Origin of the sequence: Aggregatimonas sangjinii (assembly GCF_005943945.1) — a bacterium.
GTDB lineage: Bacteria > Bacteroidota > Bacteroidia > Flavobacteriales > Flavobacteriaceae > Pelagihabitans > Pelagihabitans sangjinii.
On record NZ_CP040710.1, the window covers coordinates 4,136,620 to 4,153,259 of the forward strand.

The following is a 16,640-nucleotide window of genomic DNA, read 5'->3' on the forward strand; positions in this document are numbered from 1 at the left end:
TTTGTATAAGTTGCCCGTCAGGAAAAACAATACCCCTTTACTAGTTTGCCTGAAAAACTATTGGCACTACTTCCTCCCAATACCAAAAAACAGCTCTTTTTGAGGTACTAACCCTTCCCTTGTCGAAGATACGGGCGAACCGTTTTTCAAATAGTAAAAGTTTCTCCCACATATTAACCTTTAATACGAATATTATGAAAATCATTAGAAAACAAATAGTGCTAAGAGTGCTATTCTTTTGTTCGATAGCATTGGTCGGCAACGGTTGTTCCGAACTGTTACCGGAAATCTACGGCAACCCAGATGGGCAATGCGAGAGTATTTGTGACAATAGTCAGGGCATACTGATCATCGGTTGCGACAATAGGGTGGTCAAACCGGATGATATCGATAGCACCGAAGAACAACCATGGAGTTTTATCGGGCGTTTTGACGGTGTCACCTGCACCGGAACCTTAATCGAAGACCGGTATGTATTGACTGCGGCACACTGCCTTCAAAATTGGGGAGATAGTCCGCTCGGCTTTGCCCTTGGGCAAACGGCGAACCATGTGAGTCAACGTCCCTTTGGAACAAACGGGGCACGCCGGATCTTCGTTCCGCATGCCTATCAGGATAGTAACGATGAACTCGATCAGGCCTACGATTTTGCGATTGTAGAGCTTTGGGAGCCTGTAGCAGGTGCTACACCTGCGGAATGGGGCCACGTAGATTGGGATATCCTTCAATTTAAGCCCGTATTCACGGCAGGGTACCCGGGCACACCACCAGATGGAGGGGTTTTGGGAAGGGCATGGATCACCGAAGGGGACTATCTGGACAATCAGCCTTTTGGATGGATCAATGGTGGGGAATCCGGTCTACTCTACACCGATCTTGACGGCACTGGGGGCCAAAGCGGCTCTCCAGCCTATTCATTACTGACACCGTCACAGCACTCCGGAGAAGGGGTAATCAGAAAGGTAAACGGCGTATTTATCGGCAGTCCCGAAGCGGCCTGCGAAGAAGGGCAGAATTGGGTAGCGCGCTTGACGCCAAGAGTGGTTGAGCACATAGAGAACGCCATGCAATACCCGAGTGTGGCCGATATCTTTTTCTGGGAAGTAATCGAACTACCCTTTAGCGAAACAACTGATCAAGGCGAAGAATGGCCTTAAATAAAACCCTCCTTCAAATTAAATGAATGATAATCCTTTAAAGCAACAATTATGAAAACAAAAATGAAATTTATTCGAAGATTTTTTAGTGTAGTATGTATTGCTAGCCTACTTCTGGCTTGCGAAAAAGATGTGGTCGAGGGCCCTGTTGGGCCACAAGGACCACAGGGAGAACAGGGTGAGCCTGGACCTCAAGGCGCCGATGGCGTGGACGGCGAAGCACAAGGTGTACCTGGGCCCCAAGGGGAGCAAGGACCCCCAGGAACAGACGGTGTAGATGGGGCCGACGGGCAGGATGGGGAACAAGGCGAACCTGGCACTGCAAACGTGATATATTCCGATTGGATTCCATCTGAATTTCCAGACCCAATCAACGATACATTTGATCAATGGGAGATATTCGCCCCTGAACTGACCCAAGAAATTCATGATACCGGAGTAATCTTGGTCTACGCCCGTATCGGGACTCTAATCCATCAACTACCCGATTCATTTTTTACGGGTGTTCAAGAGCACTGGAATTTTAGACTCTTGGACATTAATGATGACCTTATCGCCATTCGTGTACATTCCATAAATGGAAGTAATATCGGAACACCCTATTTGAACGGGGATTTCAGGTATGTCATCATTCCAGGTGGCATATCGGCAAGTGCAAAATCTTCCCTTGACTACACCAAAATGAGTTATGAGGAAATAGCCGAACGGTTTAATATTCCCGACTAGATAAACAGTTCGTACGAGTAAACACGAAAAAGAAGTATTCCCCAAGAAAAATATCCTTAAAACAAGAATTATGAAAACATATGCAATTTTCAAAATAGTTGGCCTTTCACTAATAACATGCTTCGCCTTGGCCTGCGAAAAAGATGGGGTAGAAGGCCCTGTTGGCCCGCAAGGGCCGCAGGGTGAACAGGGTGTCGCCGGACCGCAGGGCGAACCTGGAGAGGATGGGGAAGATGGGGAACCAGGGGCTGCCAACGTCACCTACTCCGATTGGATTCCTTCCGGGTTTGCGGAGAATATTGAATCAGGTACAGCCACATTCGCTATAGATGCCCCATTGCTAACCGATGAAATACGTAACGACGGGATTATCCTGATGTACGCCCGAAATGACGAAAGCAATACGATATACGGCATTCCGATAACGTTGGGTGTTTTTCAGGAAAGTTATTTTTTTAGAACACCACAGGCCGGGGAACTCGTCCTACGGATTCACTCCCTTGACGGAAGTAATATCGGTTCCACCTTTTTTGATGTCTACAGGTATGTTTTAATACCTAGAGGGACTACTACCGGTAAATCGGCTGTTGCGGAGGATTATTCCGAAATGAGCTACGATGAGATTGCGGAACGCTTTCAAATTCCCGAATAGTTACACGCACGCCCAGATGTTTATTCCACTGTAGATGCGTACCTCCACCATCAGTTTTATGGAATACTATTTATGAAAACAAAAAACTTGAAATAATGAAATTGATAATAAAATTCTATTTTTTGATATTACTGCTTTCGTTTGCTTCCTGCAATAAGGAAACCATCGATGCCCAAGATGATGTCGATATTGGTAAAGCTGCTCTAAAATTCGATTTTGGAATCGAAAAAAAAACCTTAACAGCAAAAGAATGGACCAAAAGAGCCTCCCTAGACCCAAGATATGAACATACTTCCCTGGTATTCGACAACAAGATGTGGATAATCGGGGGGAGAGGCGATTCGGAAACCCCTAAAAACGATGTACGCTATAGTTACAATGGCATCAACTGGTACGATGCAACCCCAAATGCCGATTTCCCGGCGCGATTTGGTCATGCTTCCGCTGTTTTTCAAGGGAAAATGTGGGTTGTTGGTGGTAAAAGTTATGACCCAGACGACCATGATGAACAGTGGGATCCGGAACACGACCATGAAACCCAGGACGATGAATATTCGGAACGCAACGATGTATGGTCTTCTTCCGACGGGGTGAGCTGGGAACTGGTCACCTCAAATGCGGATTTTGAACCCAGAAACGGACATACCCTTACCGTATATGCAGGATCGCTCTGGCTTATTGGCGGTACCAGTAATGATCAATCCTATGCGATTTGTTGCGGATATAGGGATGTGTGGAAAAGCGACGATGGCGCTGACTGGGAAAAAGTAACCGACAAGGCGCCCTTCAACCTAAGATCGTCGCACACCACATTGGCCGTCGGCAAAACGTTGATCCTCATCGGAGGAGATCTGAAAAACGGGTATGGGGAAATCTGGTACAGCGAGGATGGATATTCGTGGCATAAGGCGCTTGAAAACCCTCCTTTTGGCGATAGGGCAGGCCATAGCTTGGTATCTGACGGTGAACTGTTATGGCTCATTGGGGGACGTTCGACACAAAATCCACCTCATGGGTTGGAAAATGATGTTTGGTATAGTAAAAATGGGCTTGATTGGTCTGAGGCGGCCACCACAGAAGAATTTCCCGAGCGAATCGATCATACCGCGCTCTTTTTTAAAAACCGGTTTTGGGTAATAAACGGAAGGGGTGTACCAAAAAAGGGTCAGGTCGGCTACACACTACTTTCCGACATCTGGTCTTTGGAAGAACCTGGATGTTGTGAAATAGATGACATTACCTTGGGAATCGGTTCAGACTAGTATTCATAGGTACTCCATTAGGGTTGGTCGTATCAAAGAGGGTCTCTAAAAAGTATACCCTAGACGTCATTACGAGCAAGGCGAAGTAATCTGGCTGTTAATACCAAGGAGTTACAGATTGCTTCGTGCCTCGCAAAGACGGCTGAAAGTACTTTTTAGGCACCCTCTTTTGTTTAAGTATTTCGGTTCAAATTGCCTATTCTTCATTAATAATTTCAACAGCACATCCATCTAGCTTATAATCCTTCTAAATACGGGGCTAAAGTTTGTTAAAGCCGAGCCTATGCCCTAATTTTGTAGACAGTCTTTAAACTAATTCTACCTAGATAATGAGCGGATTGATAAAATCTTCGATTGCCCGAAAAGTCGTTATGGCGCTTTCGGGACTCTTCCTAGTCTTTTTCCTTGGGCAACACTTCGTCATCAACATCACTTCGGTAATCGCGCCGGACACCTTTAATTCCTGGTCGCATTTTATGGGGTACAACCCAATAGTGCAATATGTTTTACAGCCTATTTTGATTGCAGGTGTCATCGTTCACTTTGTGATGGGATTTGTATTGGAACTTCAAAACCGAAGTGCCCGTGGGATAAAGTACGCCAGTTACAAAGGTAGCGCCAACGCCTCTTGGATATCCCGAAACATGATCATTTCAGGACTTGTGGTTTTGGCTTTTATAGGGCTGCACATGTACGATTTTTGGGTACATGAGATGGCCTACAAATATTTGGAAAGTAATCCAGAGGATCCAACGCGCTATTATGCCGAGACGGTGCACAAATTCGAACCCTTTTGGAGAACGATCATATACGTAATCGCCTTTGTGCTCTTATCCTTGCACCTGTTGCACGGTTTTGCGTCTTCATTTCAAACGATGGGCGTCAACAACAAATACACACCGGCCATTCAGTTATTTACCAAGGTATTCGCCATCGGGATTCCACTGGGCTTCGCGTTTATTGCGGTATACCATCATTTTAACCAGTTAACACACTAATTATGGGCATATTGGATTCAAAAGTACCGACAGGGCCATTGGCCGATAAATGGACCAACCATAAAAATCACATTGATCTCGTTAACCCCGCCAACAAACGAAATATAGACATCATCGTTGTTGGAACTGGGCTCGCAGGAGGATCTGCCGCGGCTACCTTGGCCGAATTAGGATACAACGTAAAGACTTTTTGTTATCAGGATTCTCCAAGAAGGGCACACTCCATCGCCGCACAGGGTGGTGTGAACGCCGCCAAAAATTATCAGGGCGATGGCGATAGTGTCTACCGCCTATTCTATGATACCGTTAAAGGGGGCGACTATCGCTCAAGGGAAGCGAATGTGTATCGTCTGGCACAAGTCTCGACCAACATTATCGACCAATGCGTTGCCCAAGGTGTTCCCTTTGCGAGGGAATATGGAGGTTTATTGGATAACCGTTCGTTCGGGGGCGTACTGGTGTCGAGAACGTTCTACGCTAAAGGTCAGACTGGTCAGCAGTTACTCTTAGGAGCGTATGCAGCCATGAACCGTCAAATACAAAGAGGAAAAATCAAATCGCATACCCGTCATGAAATGCTTGACTTGGTATTGGTAGATGGCAAGGCGAGAGGTATTATAGCCCGGGATTTGGTCACTGGGGAAATAGAGCGCCATAGTGCCCACGCTGTGGTGTTGGCCACAGGAGGGTACGGAAATCTATTTTTCCTATCTACCTATTGCATGGGGGCCAACGTAATGGCCGCTTGGCGGGCACATCGCAGAGGTGCTTTTATGGCTAATCCTTGTTTTACACAGATTCACCCGACCTGTATTCCGGTATCGGGAGACCACCAGTCGAAACTAACCTTAATGTCGGAATCGCTTCGTAACGATGGCCGTATTTGGGTTCCAAAGCGTTTGGAAGACGCGCAAGCGATTCGTGAAGGTAAATTGAAGCCTACGCAATTAGGAGAGGGCGAAAGGGATTATTATTTGGAACGAAGATATCCCGCTTTTGGCAACCTGGTGCCACGTGATGTAGCTTCTAGAGCTGCCAAAGAAAGATGCGATGCTGGTTTTGGAGTGAATAAAACCGGTGAGGCCGTATATCTTGATTTTGACGCGGCTATCATGCGTTATGGCAGGGAAAAAGCACTGACCTCCGGTATGAAAGACGCCGACGATACTACGGTACGGCAATTAGGGGAAGAGGTCGTTGAGGCCAAATACGGAAATCTATTCGATATGTACGAGAAAATCGTAGATCAGAACCCGTATAAGACGCCCATGATGATTTATCCCGCGGTGCACTATACCATGGGTGGTCTGTGGGTCGATTACAACCTACAGACCACGATTCCCGGTTGTTATGCCGCTGGCGAAGCGAATTTCAGCGACCACGGCGCGAATAGACTTGGGGCCTCCGCCCTGATGCAAGGTTTGGCCGACGGGTATTTTGTACTACCTTATACGATTGGCGATTATTTGTCGGATGATATTCGAACAGGGGCCATACCTACCGATTCTCCCGAATTTGATGCCGCAGAGGCCGACACCCGGTCTAGATTGGAAAAACTGATGTCCGGGAAGGGAACCCATTCTGTGGATTATTACCATAAGAAATTAGGTAAAATTATGTGGAACAAATGTGGAATGTCCCGTAATGCCAAAGAATTACAGGAGGCGATAGATGAAATTGCTGAACTAAGGGCCGATTTCTGGGAGAACGTTCGTGTACCGGGAACGGCAGATACAAAAAACCAGGAATTGGAAAAAGCCGGCCGTGTTGCCGATTTCCTCGAGCTGGGTGAATTGTTCGCGAAGGATGCCCTCACTAGAAATGAGTCTTGTGGTGGTCATTTCCGTGAGGAGTACCAAACTCCCGAAGGTGAAGCGCTACGCGATGACGAGAACTTTAAATTCGTCTCAGCCTGGGAATATAAAGGAGCGCCTAAAGATGCGGTACTTCACAAAGAACAACTGGTCTACGAGAATATTGAATTGAAGACAAGAAGTTATAAATAGGTTACGGCCTGCGAGTTGAAATTGAAAAGAAAATGTTATCAATAGCAGCTCAAAAAGCCTTCAAGAAAAAAATAGAGCTATGAAATTAACGTTAAAAATCTGGCGTCAGAAAAATGCTTCTTCAAAGGGCCAAATGGTCGAGTATCCTTTGAATGGAATAGAAGAGGACATGTCATTTTTAGAGATGTTGGATGTACTGAACGAGGAATTGAACAATAAGGGTGAAGAGCCGATAGAATTTGATCACGATTGTCGAGAAGGTATTTGCGGCGCTTGTTCGCTTATGATCAATGGTCGTGCTCACGGCCCCGGTAGCAGAATTACGGCTTGCCAATTGCATATGCGTAGCTTTAACGACGGTGATTCCATAACTATTGAACCATGGCGTGCAAAAGCATTTCCCGTTATAAAAGATTTAATCGTAGACCGTAGTGCCTTCGATCGCATTCAACAAGCTGGTGGATATATCTCCGTCAATACCTCTGGAAACCCCGTCGATGCCAATGCCATTCCCATTGAAAAGGAAAATGCAGATATGGCATTTAATGCCGCTACCTGTATCGGATGCGGTGCCTGCGTGGCAGCCTGCAAAAATGCGAGTGCCATGTTGTTTACCTCGGCAAAAATAAGCCAGTTCGCCTTGTTGCCACAAGGGCAGGTAGAGGCTAACGAAAGGGTACAAAATATGGTACGTCAAATGGACCTGGAAGGTTTCGGAAACTGTACCAATACTGGTGCTTGCGAAGTGGAATGCCCTAAAGGAATATCCTTGGAGAATATTGCCCGCATGAACAGAGAATATTACAGCGCTAGTGTAAAGGGATAGTAAGGAATATCATAAAACGAAATCCCAAACTCCACTAGACTGGAATTTGGGATTTTTTGTATTTCAGAGAGATGGCCAAAACTTACTCAGAGGAAAGAATCAAAGTACCCCGATTCAATGAAGAATCAGGATTTTACACGACACCTGAACGCTCTAGAATCATGGGCAAGATTCGCGGTAAAAATACCAAACCTGAACTTGCCTTTCGAAAGGCCCTCTATGCAGCTGGTTACCGGTATCGTGTAGATTACAAAAAACTTATTGGGAGACCAGACATCGTCCTTAAAAAATACAAGACGGCGATTTTTATCGATGGCGAATATTGGCATGGTAAAAATTGGGAGGAGCGGAAACCTAAAATCAAGACCAATCGTGAATTTTGGGTGGCAAAATTCGAGCGTAATATTCAGCGAGACAAAGAAGTGAATGCTGAATTAAAGCGCTTAGGCTATGACGTATTCCGCTTTTGGGAAGGCGAAATCAAGAATGAGCTCCCAAGATGTCTTGCTGAAGTAATATCACATTTACAATCTTATCATAAGAGTTAAAGACTATCGCATTTCCATTGATCCGAACCTCTCTAATCTGTTATATTCCTTATGAAATAAATTATTAACATTAAAACAATAACACATGAAGAGGATTGCAATTTTAGCAACAAATGGATTTGAAGAAAGTGAACTAACGTCACCAAAGTCGGCAATGGAAAATGCCGGATTTAAGGTGGATATCGTAAGCCCCGAAAAAGGGGAAATCAGAGGATGGGCCAACGGAAATTGGTCAAATTCCTTTAAGGTAGATCGACAACTAGACGAGGTAAACGCAAAAGAATATAATGCGCTCATGTTACCAGGTGGGGTAATCAACCCCGACCAATTAAGAACAAATAGAAAAGCATTGGATTTTGTGCGCGATTTCTTTGGGCAGAAAAAACCGGTAGCGGCCATATGCCACGCACCTCAGCTCTTGATTAGCGCTGATGTAGTTGAAGGTAGAACGTTAACTTCATACAGTTCTATTAAAGATGATTTAATAAACGCAGGTGCCAAATGGGTAAACGAAGAAGTCGTCGTAGATGAAGGTTTCGTAACCAGTAGGAATCCACAAGATTTACCGGCCTTTAATTCTAAATTGATCGAAGAAATCAAGGAGGGAAAGCACGAAGAGCAGCATGCCTAATATAGGAAGCCTCAAAAAAGGGACCCTAGCCAAAAGGTTAGGGTCTTTTTTTATGCCCAACCGTTCTGAATTTGATTATTTTTAATGAAACCCAATTCCCGATGAAACAATTCGCCACTCCTATCGATTCAAAATTGCCGAATGTGAAAACCACGATTTTTACGACCATTGGGAACCTGGCCAGAACACATCATACAATTGATTTATCGCAGGGTTTTCCCAATTTCCCGACCGATTCGCAACTTATAGATTTGGTTACCAAGGCAATGCAGGAAGGTCACAACCAATATGCGGCTATGCAGGGATATTATGGCTTGCGAGAGGTTATTTCGGAAAAAATTGAAAAACTATATGGTCGAAACTATCATCCTGAAACAGAAATAACGATAACCGTAGGTGCAACCCAGGCTATTTATACGGCGATCACCGCATTCGTACACCCTGGAGATGAGGTAATTGTGCTCAAACCAGCCTACGACTGTTACGAACCCGCCATTGAATTGAACGGTGGTATTCCCATTTGCGTGCAGCTAAACGCTCCTGACTATGCAGTAGATTGGGAGGCATTTAAGGCTAAAATCAGCACTAAGACGAAAATGGTGATTATCAATACCCCGCATAATCCAAGCGGACGCATTTTCGCCGCTAATGATATGCTTCAATTGCAGGAAATCCTGTGCGGTACCAACATCATTTTGATTAGTGATGAGGTGTACGAGCATATTGTCTTTGATGGGGAAGCGCACGAAAGTGCCGCCCGCTTTGATGACTTGGCGTCACGCAGTTTTATCTGTGCCTCTTTCGGAAAAACCTTTCATGTAACCGGGTGGAAAATGGGGTACTGCGTTGCCCCCAAGGAGCTTATGCAGGAATTTCAGAAAACACATCAATTCGCGGTTTTTAGTGTTGACCATCCGACACAACGCGCTATGGCAGCATATCTTGAAGAAGAGCAACATTACTTGGCCTTGAGTGCCTTTTATCAACAAAAACGTGATTTCTTTTTGGAGGCCATAAAGAGTTCACGTTTCGAATTTACACCTTCACAAGGCACTTATTTTCAATTATTGAACTACGAAGCGATTACAGATGAAAACGATGAGGATTTTGCAAAACGGCTCATTACAGACCATCAACTGGCAAGTATCCCCATTTCATCGTTTAACGTAGATAATAGGAACGACAACGTACTTCGCTTCTGTTTTGCTAAAAAGCAGGAAACCCTTGAAAAGGCAGCGGCAATCCTAAACAGTCTTTAATTCAAAGAAGCGTTCACCTTGGTCATAAATTCCCCGATTTTGCTTGGTTCGAGCCAGCGCGTTACCACTACCAGATCGTTCTCCTTATCGATCACCATAAAATTCCCACCAAAGCCAGCAGCATAATAGAGGTCCTCCGAAAGCCCTGGCCAATGGCGGTCTCCTTTTTTGTTCAACCACCACATATAGCCATAATTCACGTTGGGTGCCGAAGGTGCAATGGCTTTCGCTATCCATGCCTCGCTAATGAGTTGTTGCTCCTTCCATTTACCGCCATTCAGGAACAAAAGACCAAAACGCGCCATATCCTCCGTATTAATAAAAAGTCCGGCTCCGGAATGCCCCCCGCCAGTGACCGATTTCATCTGTAATCCGTCCACTTCCGTCCATGCATTTTCATAGCCGTGCCAGCGCCAAGTAGAGGAAGCATCGATTTTATCCATCACTTGCTCTTTGAGCACCAAAGGTATTGGTTTACGCCACACATGGGTAAGCGAATAGGCGAGCACATTTACGCGAACGTCGTTATATTCCATTTCGGTGCCCGGTACAGCCGGTTTTTCAAATTTCCAATCGTCAATACCACCTTCGCGGGGAGGTCTATCGGCCCAATCCTTCCCGCCCCACAACTCGCCCGACCAAGCTGAGTTCTGTTGTAACAGATGCTCCCAAGTGATTTTGGAATTGTGCGCCCCATCGAAAGTACCATCCCAAATATAGTCGACCACCTTATCGTCAGTACTTGCGATAATGCCCTTGTCCTCGGCTAGACCCGCTACGGTCGATAAAAAACTTTTGGTGACGCTGAAGGTCATATCCACTCGTTTGGTATCGCCCCATTTTGCCACGATATAGCCGTTTTTAAGTATCATTCCCGCCGGACCGCCTCTTTTTTTGGTCGGCCCCAAAATCTGATGAAACGGTTCGCGTTCAAAGCCTTTTAAGATAGCAATTCGCAGGTCCCGAGACCCTGAATACTCATTCGATTCGGCAAAAGCTACCGCTTCTTCAAGCACTTTAGTGTTCATCTTAATCGCGTTCGGTTGTTTTTCTTCCCATATAGCATTCTGTTCGGGAAAATAGTATTCGTCTTGGGCTACGACGTTACCAAGACCTATGACTAAGGACAGGGCGCAAAACAATTTCTTCATTTTGATCGGATTTTGGAATGCGCTAAAGTTAGGTAAATCAATTTACATCGACCACTGGGTCGTCGCTAAGGTTATTCAGCCATTTTTCCTAAGTATTGAGACCTGTTTTGGGAAAATATATAACCGTTAAATTACCCCTTCGAAAATTCTTTTCTCAATTCCTCAAAAATTTGTAGGGGCTTGAAATTGAATCAATTTTTCGTTCGTATTATTCAAATTGCGTGAAGTGTTTACTTTATTGGTCTTGGTCTAAAGTATGAATCGACTCGAGTCTCTAGATTTAAATCGATGGCGCCATGAACAATTTTTCTTACAATTTAGCGTTCTGTTCGGGTGAATGACACCAATTTCCCGTTGACTGACTTTTGGCAACAGTCCGCAACGGTACAATTTGGAAACGTTTATTCCCGTTTATCCGAGTTTTTAAGCATTGTAATCCATTCATCATAACCTGTTCACCTACAATAGGTTAGAATGATTATAAGACAAAAAGACTCTTAACATTAAAAAGCCAATATCATATGCATTCCGAATAGTAGATCGTTTTAAACCCAAATCTTAATCCCCCCACCTACATGTTACCCTACTCAGTATTTCTGAAAAGGAATGAAAAAAAATACATCCTTTTCATACTCGTTTTAGCCCTGTTCCTCTTTAACCCCTTCGTTACTCAAACGGTAAGGGGTCAGTCAGTTACACTTGATGAGCTAAAAGCTTTCCCGACCGCGGAAGGCTTCGGAAAATCAACCATAGGAGGCCGGGGGAAAGCCGTTGCCTATGTTACAAATTTGAATGATTCTGGAGCCGGCAGTCTACGCGCCGCCATGGAAGACCCCAATGTAGGATATGTTCTTTTAAAAGTATGGGGTACAATTATACTTCAAAGCGATATCAGAATCACAACGCACAAAACATTGGCCGGTCAAACAGCAAGTATTGACGGGGGTCAAGGGATTACCTTAAGGAATAATGGCACTTGGTCGGGGCCGATGATACGAAGAAGTACATATCCGACCCAGAGTGAAGGACAGATTATTATACGTTTCATCAACTCTAGGCGTGGGGTAGGTACAAATGGGGAAACAGGAGGGGACAACATCACTCTAGTGCAATTGAACAATCTCGTGTTAGACCATTGCGACGTTTCGTTTAGTACGGACGAAAATTTAGACTTCAGTTACAGTAATAGGGTAACCATTCAAGACTGCAACATTAGCGAGGCATTGGCATGGGCTTCGCATCAATACACTTGGGAGGCCACCAACGGCTATAGGGATTTACATAGTAAAGGAGGAATTTTCGGAACAGCAAAAGATATCACCTTCTTTAGGAATTTGATGTTGTCCAATGATGATCGGAATATGCTCATTCAGGTTGATAACCAAGGAAGTAATGTTGAATTCAGCAACAACCTCATTTATAATGCCCGCCAGAGTGTTTGTACGTTTCCACGATTTGGCAATACTGGTTTTTTAAGAGCTAATGTCGTAGGCAACCTCAACATTAAAGGCCCCCAAGGAAATAACAATCGATATATGATTAGGGCAGAGGACAGCCCCTACAACACCGAGCTCTATTTACGTGATAACATCGACCCGAATTTTAGACCAACGGGAACAGAAAATGAGTGGGTAACGGGCCTATTAAGAGCTGGCAGTTCAAACGGAAACGGTACGATCCTATTAAACAGCGGTAATCGAACATCAACGGAGCATAATTTTCCATTGACAAATTCCCAAAGAGTTTTACCCGTTGGCGAACTAAAAGCGTCTTTGATCGCCGATGTTGGAAATTCGTTGGTTAGGGATTCCCACGGATCAAGACAAATAGGCTATCTACACGACGAAACCGGAGGTAGCCTAATAAATGCAGATGGAATGACCGACCAAGGGCTGCCGCAATTCACGCCTTTTACGGGCGGTTACAGCACAGCTTCAGGAACAGTGGCCACTGTCGATTCTGATTCGGACGGTTTGCCGGACAACTTTGAAGCCGCGCACGGCGTTACGGATGCCAGTGGCACAAAAGTGAATTGGCTCCTTGATGGCATATCGGTTACCAATAATGCGGGATATAGCAACCTCGAAATCTATTTAGCCTACATCGCAAGGGATTTTCACCGTATGGCACAAGTAGATGGGTCTCCGACCGTTGCCGTAACGGGGCTTGATATTGATTCGGATGTCATAACGCTGAACATGCAGGAAACAGCTGTTTTGACGGCAACCATAACACCTGCGAATGCAACCAATCAAAATGTGAGATGGTCCAGCAGCAATACGGCTATCGCCACCGTCGATCAAAATGGTAATGTATCTACGGTTAGCCCTGGCACCGCAGTAATAACCGCTACGGCAGTTGCCGATGCCAGTATTTATGATACTACCACGATAGTTATCGACGGGGGCGAACCTACCGAGCTTTGGCTCGAAGCCGAATGCGCCACTATTGGATCCAATTGGACTATGGCAAACGATACCACTGCATCGGGCAACAGATATCTGCTTCCCCCGACCGGCAATAATCTCACTGAAGCTCCTTCGGATTCCGCCTCTAGAATAACTTTTTATTTTACGGCAAATGCAGGCAGTTATGCGATATTTGCACGACTCTTGGCACCCAGCCAAAGCGATGATAGTTTCTGGATTCGGGTGAATGGCGGAACTTGGGTCATGTGGAATCAAATGCCCAGTAGTACTACTTTTGAGTGGAGCCAAGTGCATGATGGCAATGATGTGAACGCAAGGCTGAGATTTACACTTGAAGACGGCGCCAACACAATGGAAATCGCGCATCGCGAAGACGGAGTGGGCATCGATAAGGTCTTTATCGCGAATACAGGGGCAACCCCGGTCGGGTCGGGTCAAACAGGGGATTCTTGTTCTTTTGATGTCCTGGTCGACGGTATTACTATCAACCCGCAGTCACTCGACCTGGAGATAAATCAAGTTAGGCAACTTACCGCTACCGTATCACCTTCGAATGCAACCGATCTTGGTTTGATATGGTCCAGTAGCGACACCAACACCGTAACGGTAGACCAGAACGGAAACGTAACGGCAGTGTCAGCCGGGAATGCCATTATTACCGCAACGGCGGAGGATGGTAGTAGTATATCGGGTACGGTACCCATAACCGTAAGCGAAGCTGCGGCACAGGATATCCTCGTGAACGAAATCACCATAAATCCGCAAGAAGTTAATTTAGAGCTTAATCAAGTACAGGCTCTTACCGCAAACCTCTTCCCCGCCAATGCAACAGACCAGAGCATCAGGTGGAGCAGTAGTAATACGAATATCGCAACGGTAGACCAGAACGGAAACGTAACGGCAGTTGCCATTGGGAACGCGACCATTACCGCAACGGCGAACGATGCCGGTGCAGCCTCCAATACCATAGCGGTAAATGTTAGCCCCATACCGGATATCCTCGTTCAAAGTATTAGCATAAACCCACAACAAATCGATCTTGATATTACCCAAGTACATACATTCGGGGTAAACGTCGCACCCGCTAATGCAACGAACCAGAGCGTTACCTGGGCAAGCAGTAATACGGGCGTCGCAACCGTAGACCAATACGGTAACGTTACCGCATTAACGGAGGGTAACGCTATGATCACCGCAACGGCCGCTGACGGTAGCGGCGCATCGAATTCCGCACAGGTAAACGTTAGCGAGGCTCTTCCAGAAGATATCCTAGTGGAGGGTATCGCCTTAAACTCTCCAGAACTTACCCTCGAAATCGGCCAGGTAGAAATTCTCGCCGCAACTGTCTCTCCGACCAATGCGACGGATAGAAGCATTTCTTGGACAAGCAGCAGCACCGCAGTAGTCACGGTCGACCAAAATGGAAACGTTACGGCGGTCGGCACGGGCAGTGCCACCATTACGGTTAGGGCAAACGATTTTAGTGGTATCTTCGAAACCCTTCAAATCAGGGTAGTTGATGCAGGGTCAATTCCCGATACTACGGAGTTGTGGCTCGAAGCGGAATGTGCCAACGTCGGGAGTAATTGGAATATTATGGACAATGCGGCGGCATCTGGGGGCAAATACTTGATTCCTTCTACTGGAAACAATTATGATGAAGTGCCAACGGATACCAACTCGATCATCACATATGACTTCACCATAAATGCGGGCACCTATAGCATATATGCCAGAGCCATGACACCAAGTGGAAGTGATGACAGTTTCTGGGTACGCGTGAACGGAGGAGCTTGGTTGCTCTGGAATCAAATTCCTGGTCATAATGATTTTGAATGGAACCGGATTCATGATGGAAATAATGTGAACTTACCCGTTTCCTTTACACTTTTGCAAGGGAATAATACCTTGGAGATCGCGCATCGGGAAGACGGTGCAGGATTGGACAAGATTTTAATCACCAACTCCACAAACGCTCCAATTGGTCTGGGGCAAACCGACAATACCTGTACCTCGGCAACAACGGAGGATGAAGAAGAAACTTTTGATTCTGAATTGATTTCACCGGTGAGCACTAATTTCGTAGAGGAAAATTTCGTCTCGGAGAAGACCACCGTATATCCAAATCCGACTAGGGGTCAGACGATGGTCTCTTTTCCAAGGGATGCGAACTACGCCTTCTACTCGCTTTATGGAATGAACGGTACACTGATAAAACAAGGGAAAATCGAGGACTATCAAACCGAATTGCCCATATCCTTGGCCGAAATGGAAAACGGGATGTACCTTCTCAGGCTGTACACCGCTTTGGGAGAAGAAGTTTATAAGAAAGTCATCAAAGGATAGGCATTCTCTTCACATCAATATACTTTAAGCCCCTTCAATTGCGGAGGGGCTTTTTATCGCTATCCGCATCAGCCAATCGGTCTGCTTATCTTGGCCTATATAGTAGGGATGGGTAGCGAACTTCTTGAAACCGTGTTTTTCGTAAAATCGAATGGCATTGATATTTTTTTGCCATACCCCAAGCCATAATTGCTTTTTTTCAAGTTCGGAAGCTATTCGAATTGCCTCTTTCAACATAAAGGTTCCCAGCTGTTGCCCCTGAAAAGCCTTTTCGACATATATACGCTCCAACTCCAACGTATCAGGGCCCTTCATTTCGCTTTGGGCTGCATATTCATTTAATTTGAAATATCCCGCAAGTTCATCTTTCTTATATAAGAAATAGAAGGTGGAATATGGATTATGAAGCTGTTCGGTAAGGGTTTCTTCCGAGAATGCCACAGTCGTATACGCATTAAAATCCTCCGGGTCGTTCTCTTTTTCAAACGCATCCACAAAGGTTCGCAATGAAATTTGAACAAGAGTTTTAATATCAGCGGCAGTGCATTTTCTAATGTTCATAGCAACGTTCTAGAGCGTACTAACTTAACCACTTTCGCCCAATCGTACAAATGGGAAATACACGGTGGCTAGGCCAAAATACATCATG

At 45.4% G+C, this 16,640-nt stretch carries 13 protein-coding genes; 11 read left to right on the forward strand and 2 right to left on the reverse strand.

Annotated elements, in window-relative coordinates; all coding sequences use genetic code 11:
* Window positions 1–194 precede the first annotated feature (194 nt).
* The 10 genes from FGM00_RS17305 (at window position 195) to FGM00_RS17350 (ending at window position 10,065) form a co-directional block, all read left to right on the forward strand.
* Window positions 195–1,157, forward strand: coding sequence for a trypsin-like serine peptidase (locus FGM00_RS17305; RefSeq protein ID WP_138854125.1), 963 nt, complete (start codon window positions 195–197; stop codon window positions 1,155–1,157).
* A 51-nt stretch (window positions 1,158–1,208) separates the two neighbouring features.
* Entirely contained in the window at window positions 1,209–1,883 is a 675-nt protein-coding gene (locus FGM00_RS19850) for a collagen-like protein (RefSeq protein ID WP_236262832.1), read from the forward strand.
* Window positions 1,884–1,953: 70 nt separating this feature from the next.
* Entirely contained in the window at window positions 1,954–2,535 is a 582-nt protein-coding gene (locus FGM00_RS17315; RefSeq protein WP_138854126.1) for a collagen-like triple helix repeat-containing protein, read from the forward strand.
* Window positions 2,536–2,630: 95 nt separating this feature from the next.
* Window positions 2,631–3,797 carry a Kelch repeat-containing protein gene (locus FGM00_RS17320; protein WP_138854127.1) on the forward strand — a complete coding sequence of 389 codons (1,167 nt, stop codon included), beginning with the start codon at window positions 2,631–2,633 and terminating at the stop codon, window positions 3,795–3,797.
* A gap of 329 nt (window positions 3,798–4,126) precedes the next feature.
* On the forward strand, window positions 4,127–4,795 hold the full coding sequence (locus tag FGM00_RS17325) for a succinate dehydrogenase cytochrome b subunit (protein WP_138854128.1): 669 nt from the start codon (window positions 4,127–4,129) through the stop codon (window positions 4,793–4,795).
* 2 nt (window positions 4,796–4,797) lie between these two features.
* Window positions 4,798–6,801 (forward strand): fumarate reductase/succinate dehydrogenase flavoprotein subunit, encoded by a 2,004-nt coding sequence (locus tag FGM00_RS17330; RefSeq protein ID WP_138854129.1) that lies wholly within the window; start codon window positions 4,798–4,800, stop codon window positions 6,799–6,801.
* A gap of 79 nt (window positions 6,802–6,880) precedes the next feature.
* Window positions 6,881–7,627: a succinate dehydrogenase/fumarate reductase iron-sulfur subunit gene (locus FGM00_RS17335; protein WP_138854130.1), complete on the forward strand. Its 747-nt coding sequence runs from the start codon at window positions 6,881–6,883 to the stop codon at window positions 7,625–7,627.
* A gap of 71 nt (window positions 7,628–7,698) precedes the next feature.
* On the forward strand, window positions 7,699–8,175 hold the full coding sequence (locus FGM00_RS17340) for a very short patch repair endonuclease (protein ID WP_138854131.1): 477 nt from the start codon (window positions 7,699–7,701) through the stop codon (window positions 8,173–8,175).
* Window positions 8,176–8,260: 85 nt separating this feature from the next.
* Window positions 8,261–8,806 carry a type 1 glutamine amidotransferase domain-containing protein gene (locus tag FGM00_RS17345; protein WP_138854132.1) on the forward strand — a complete coding sequence of 182 codons (546 nt, stop codon included), beginning with the start codon at window positions 8,261–8,263 and terminating at the stop codon, window positions 8,804–8,806.
* A gap of 101 nt (window positions 8,807–8,907) precedes the next feature.
* A complete protein-coding gene (locus FGM00_RS17350; RefSeq protein ID WP_138854133.1) occupies window positions 8,908–10,065 on the forward strand; it encodes a methionine aminotransferase in 1,158 nt (385 codons plus the stop codon).
* Here the strand turns inward: FGM00_RS17350 and FGM00_RS17355 are convergent.
* Window positions 10,062–11,216, reverse strand: a complete 1,155-nt coding sequence (locus FGM00_RS17355) for a serine hydrolase domain-containing protein (protein ID WP_138854134.1) — start codon at window positions 11,214–11,216, stop codon at window positions 10,062–10,064. The genes FGM00_RS17350 and FGM00_RS17355 overlap by 4 nt on opposite strands.
* Before the next feature lie 575 nt (window positions 11,217–11,791).
* Between FGM00_RS17355 and FGM00_RS17360 the strand changes: the two genes are divergently transcribed.
* Window positions 11,792–15,991, forward strand: a complete 4,200-nt coding sequence (locus FGM00_RS17360) for an Ig-like domain-containing protein (protein WP_138854135.1) — start codon at window positions 11,792–11,794, stop codon at window positions 15,989–15,991.
* Window positions 15,992–16,015: 24 nt separating this feature from the next.
* Here the strand turns inward: FGM00_RS17360 and FGM00_RS17365 are convergent, their stop codons facing one another.
* Window positions 16,016–16,552 (reverse strand): GNAT family N-acetyltransferase, encoded by a 537-nt coding sequence (locus FGM00_RS17365; protein WP_138854136.1) that lies wholly within the window; start codon window positions 16,550–16,552, stop codon window positions 16,016–16,018.
* Window positions 16,553–16,640: the final 88 nt, after the last annotated feature.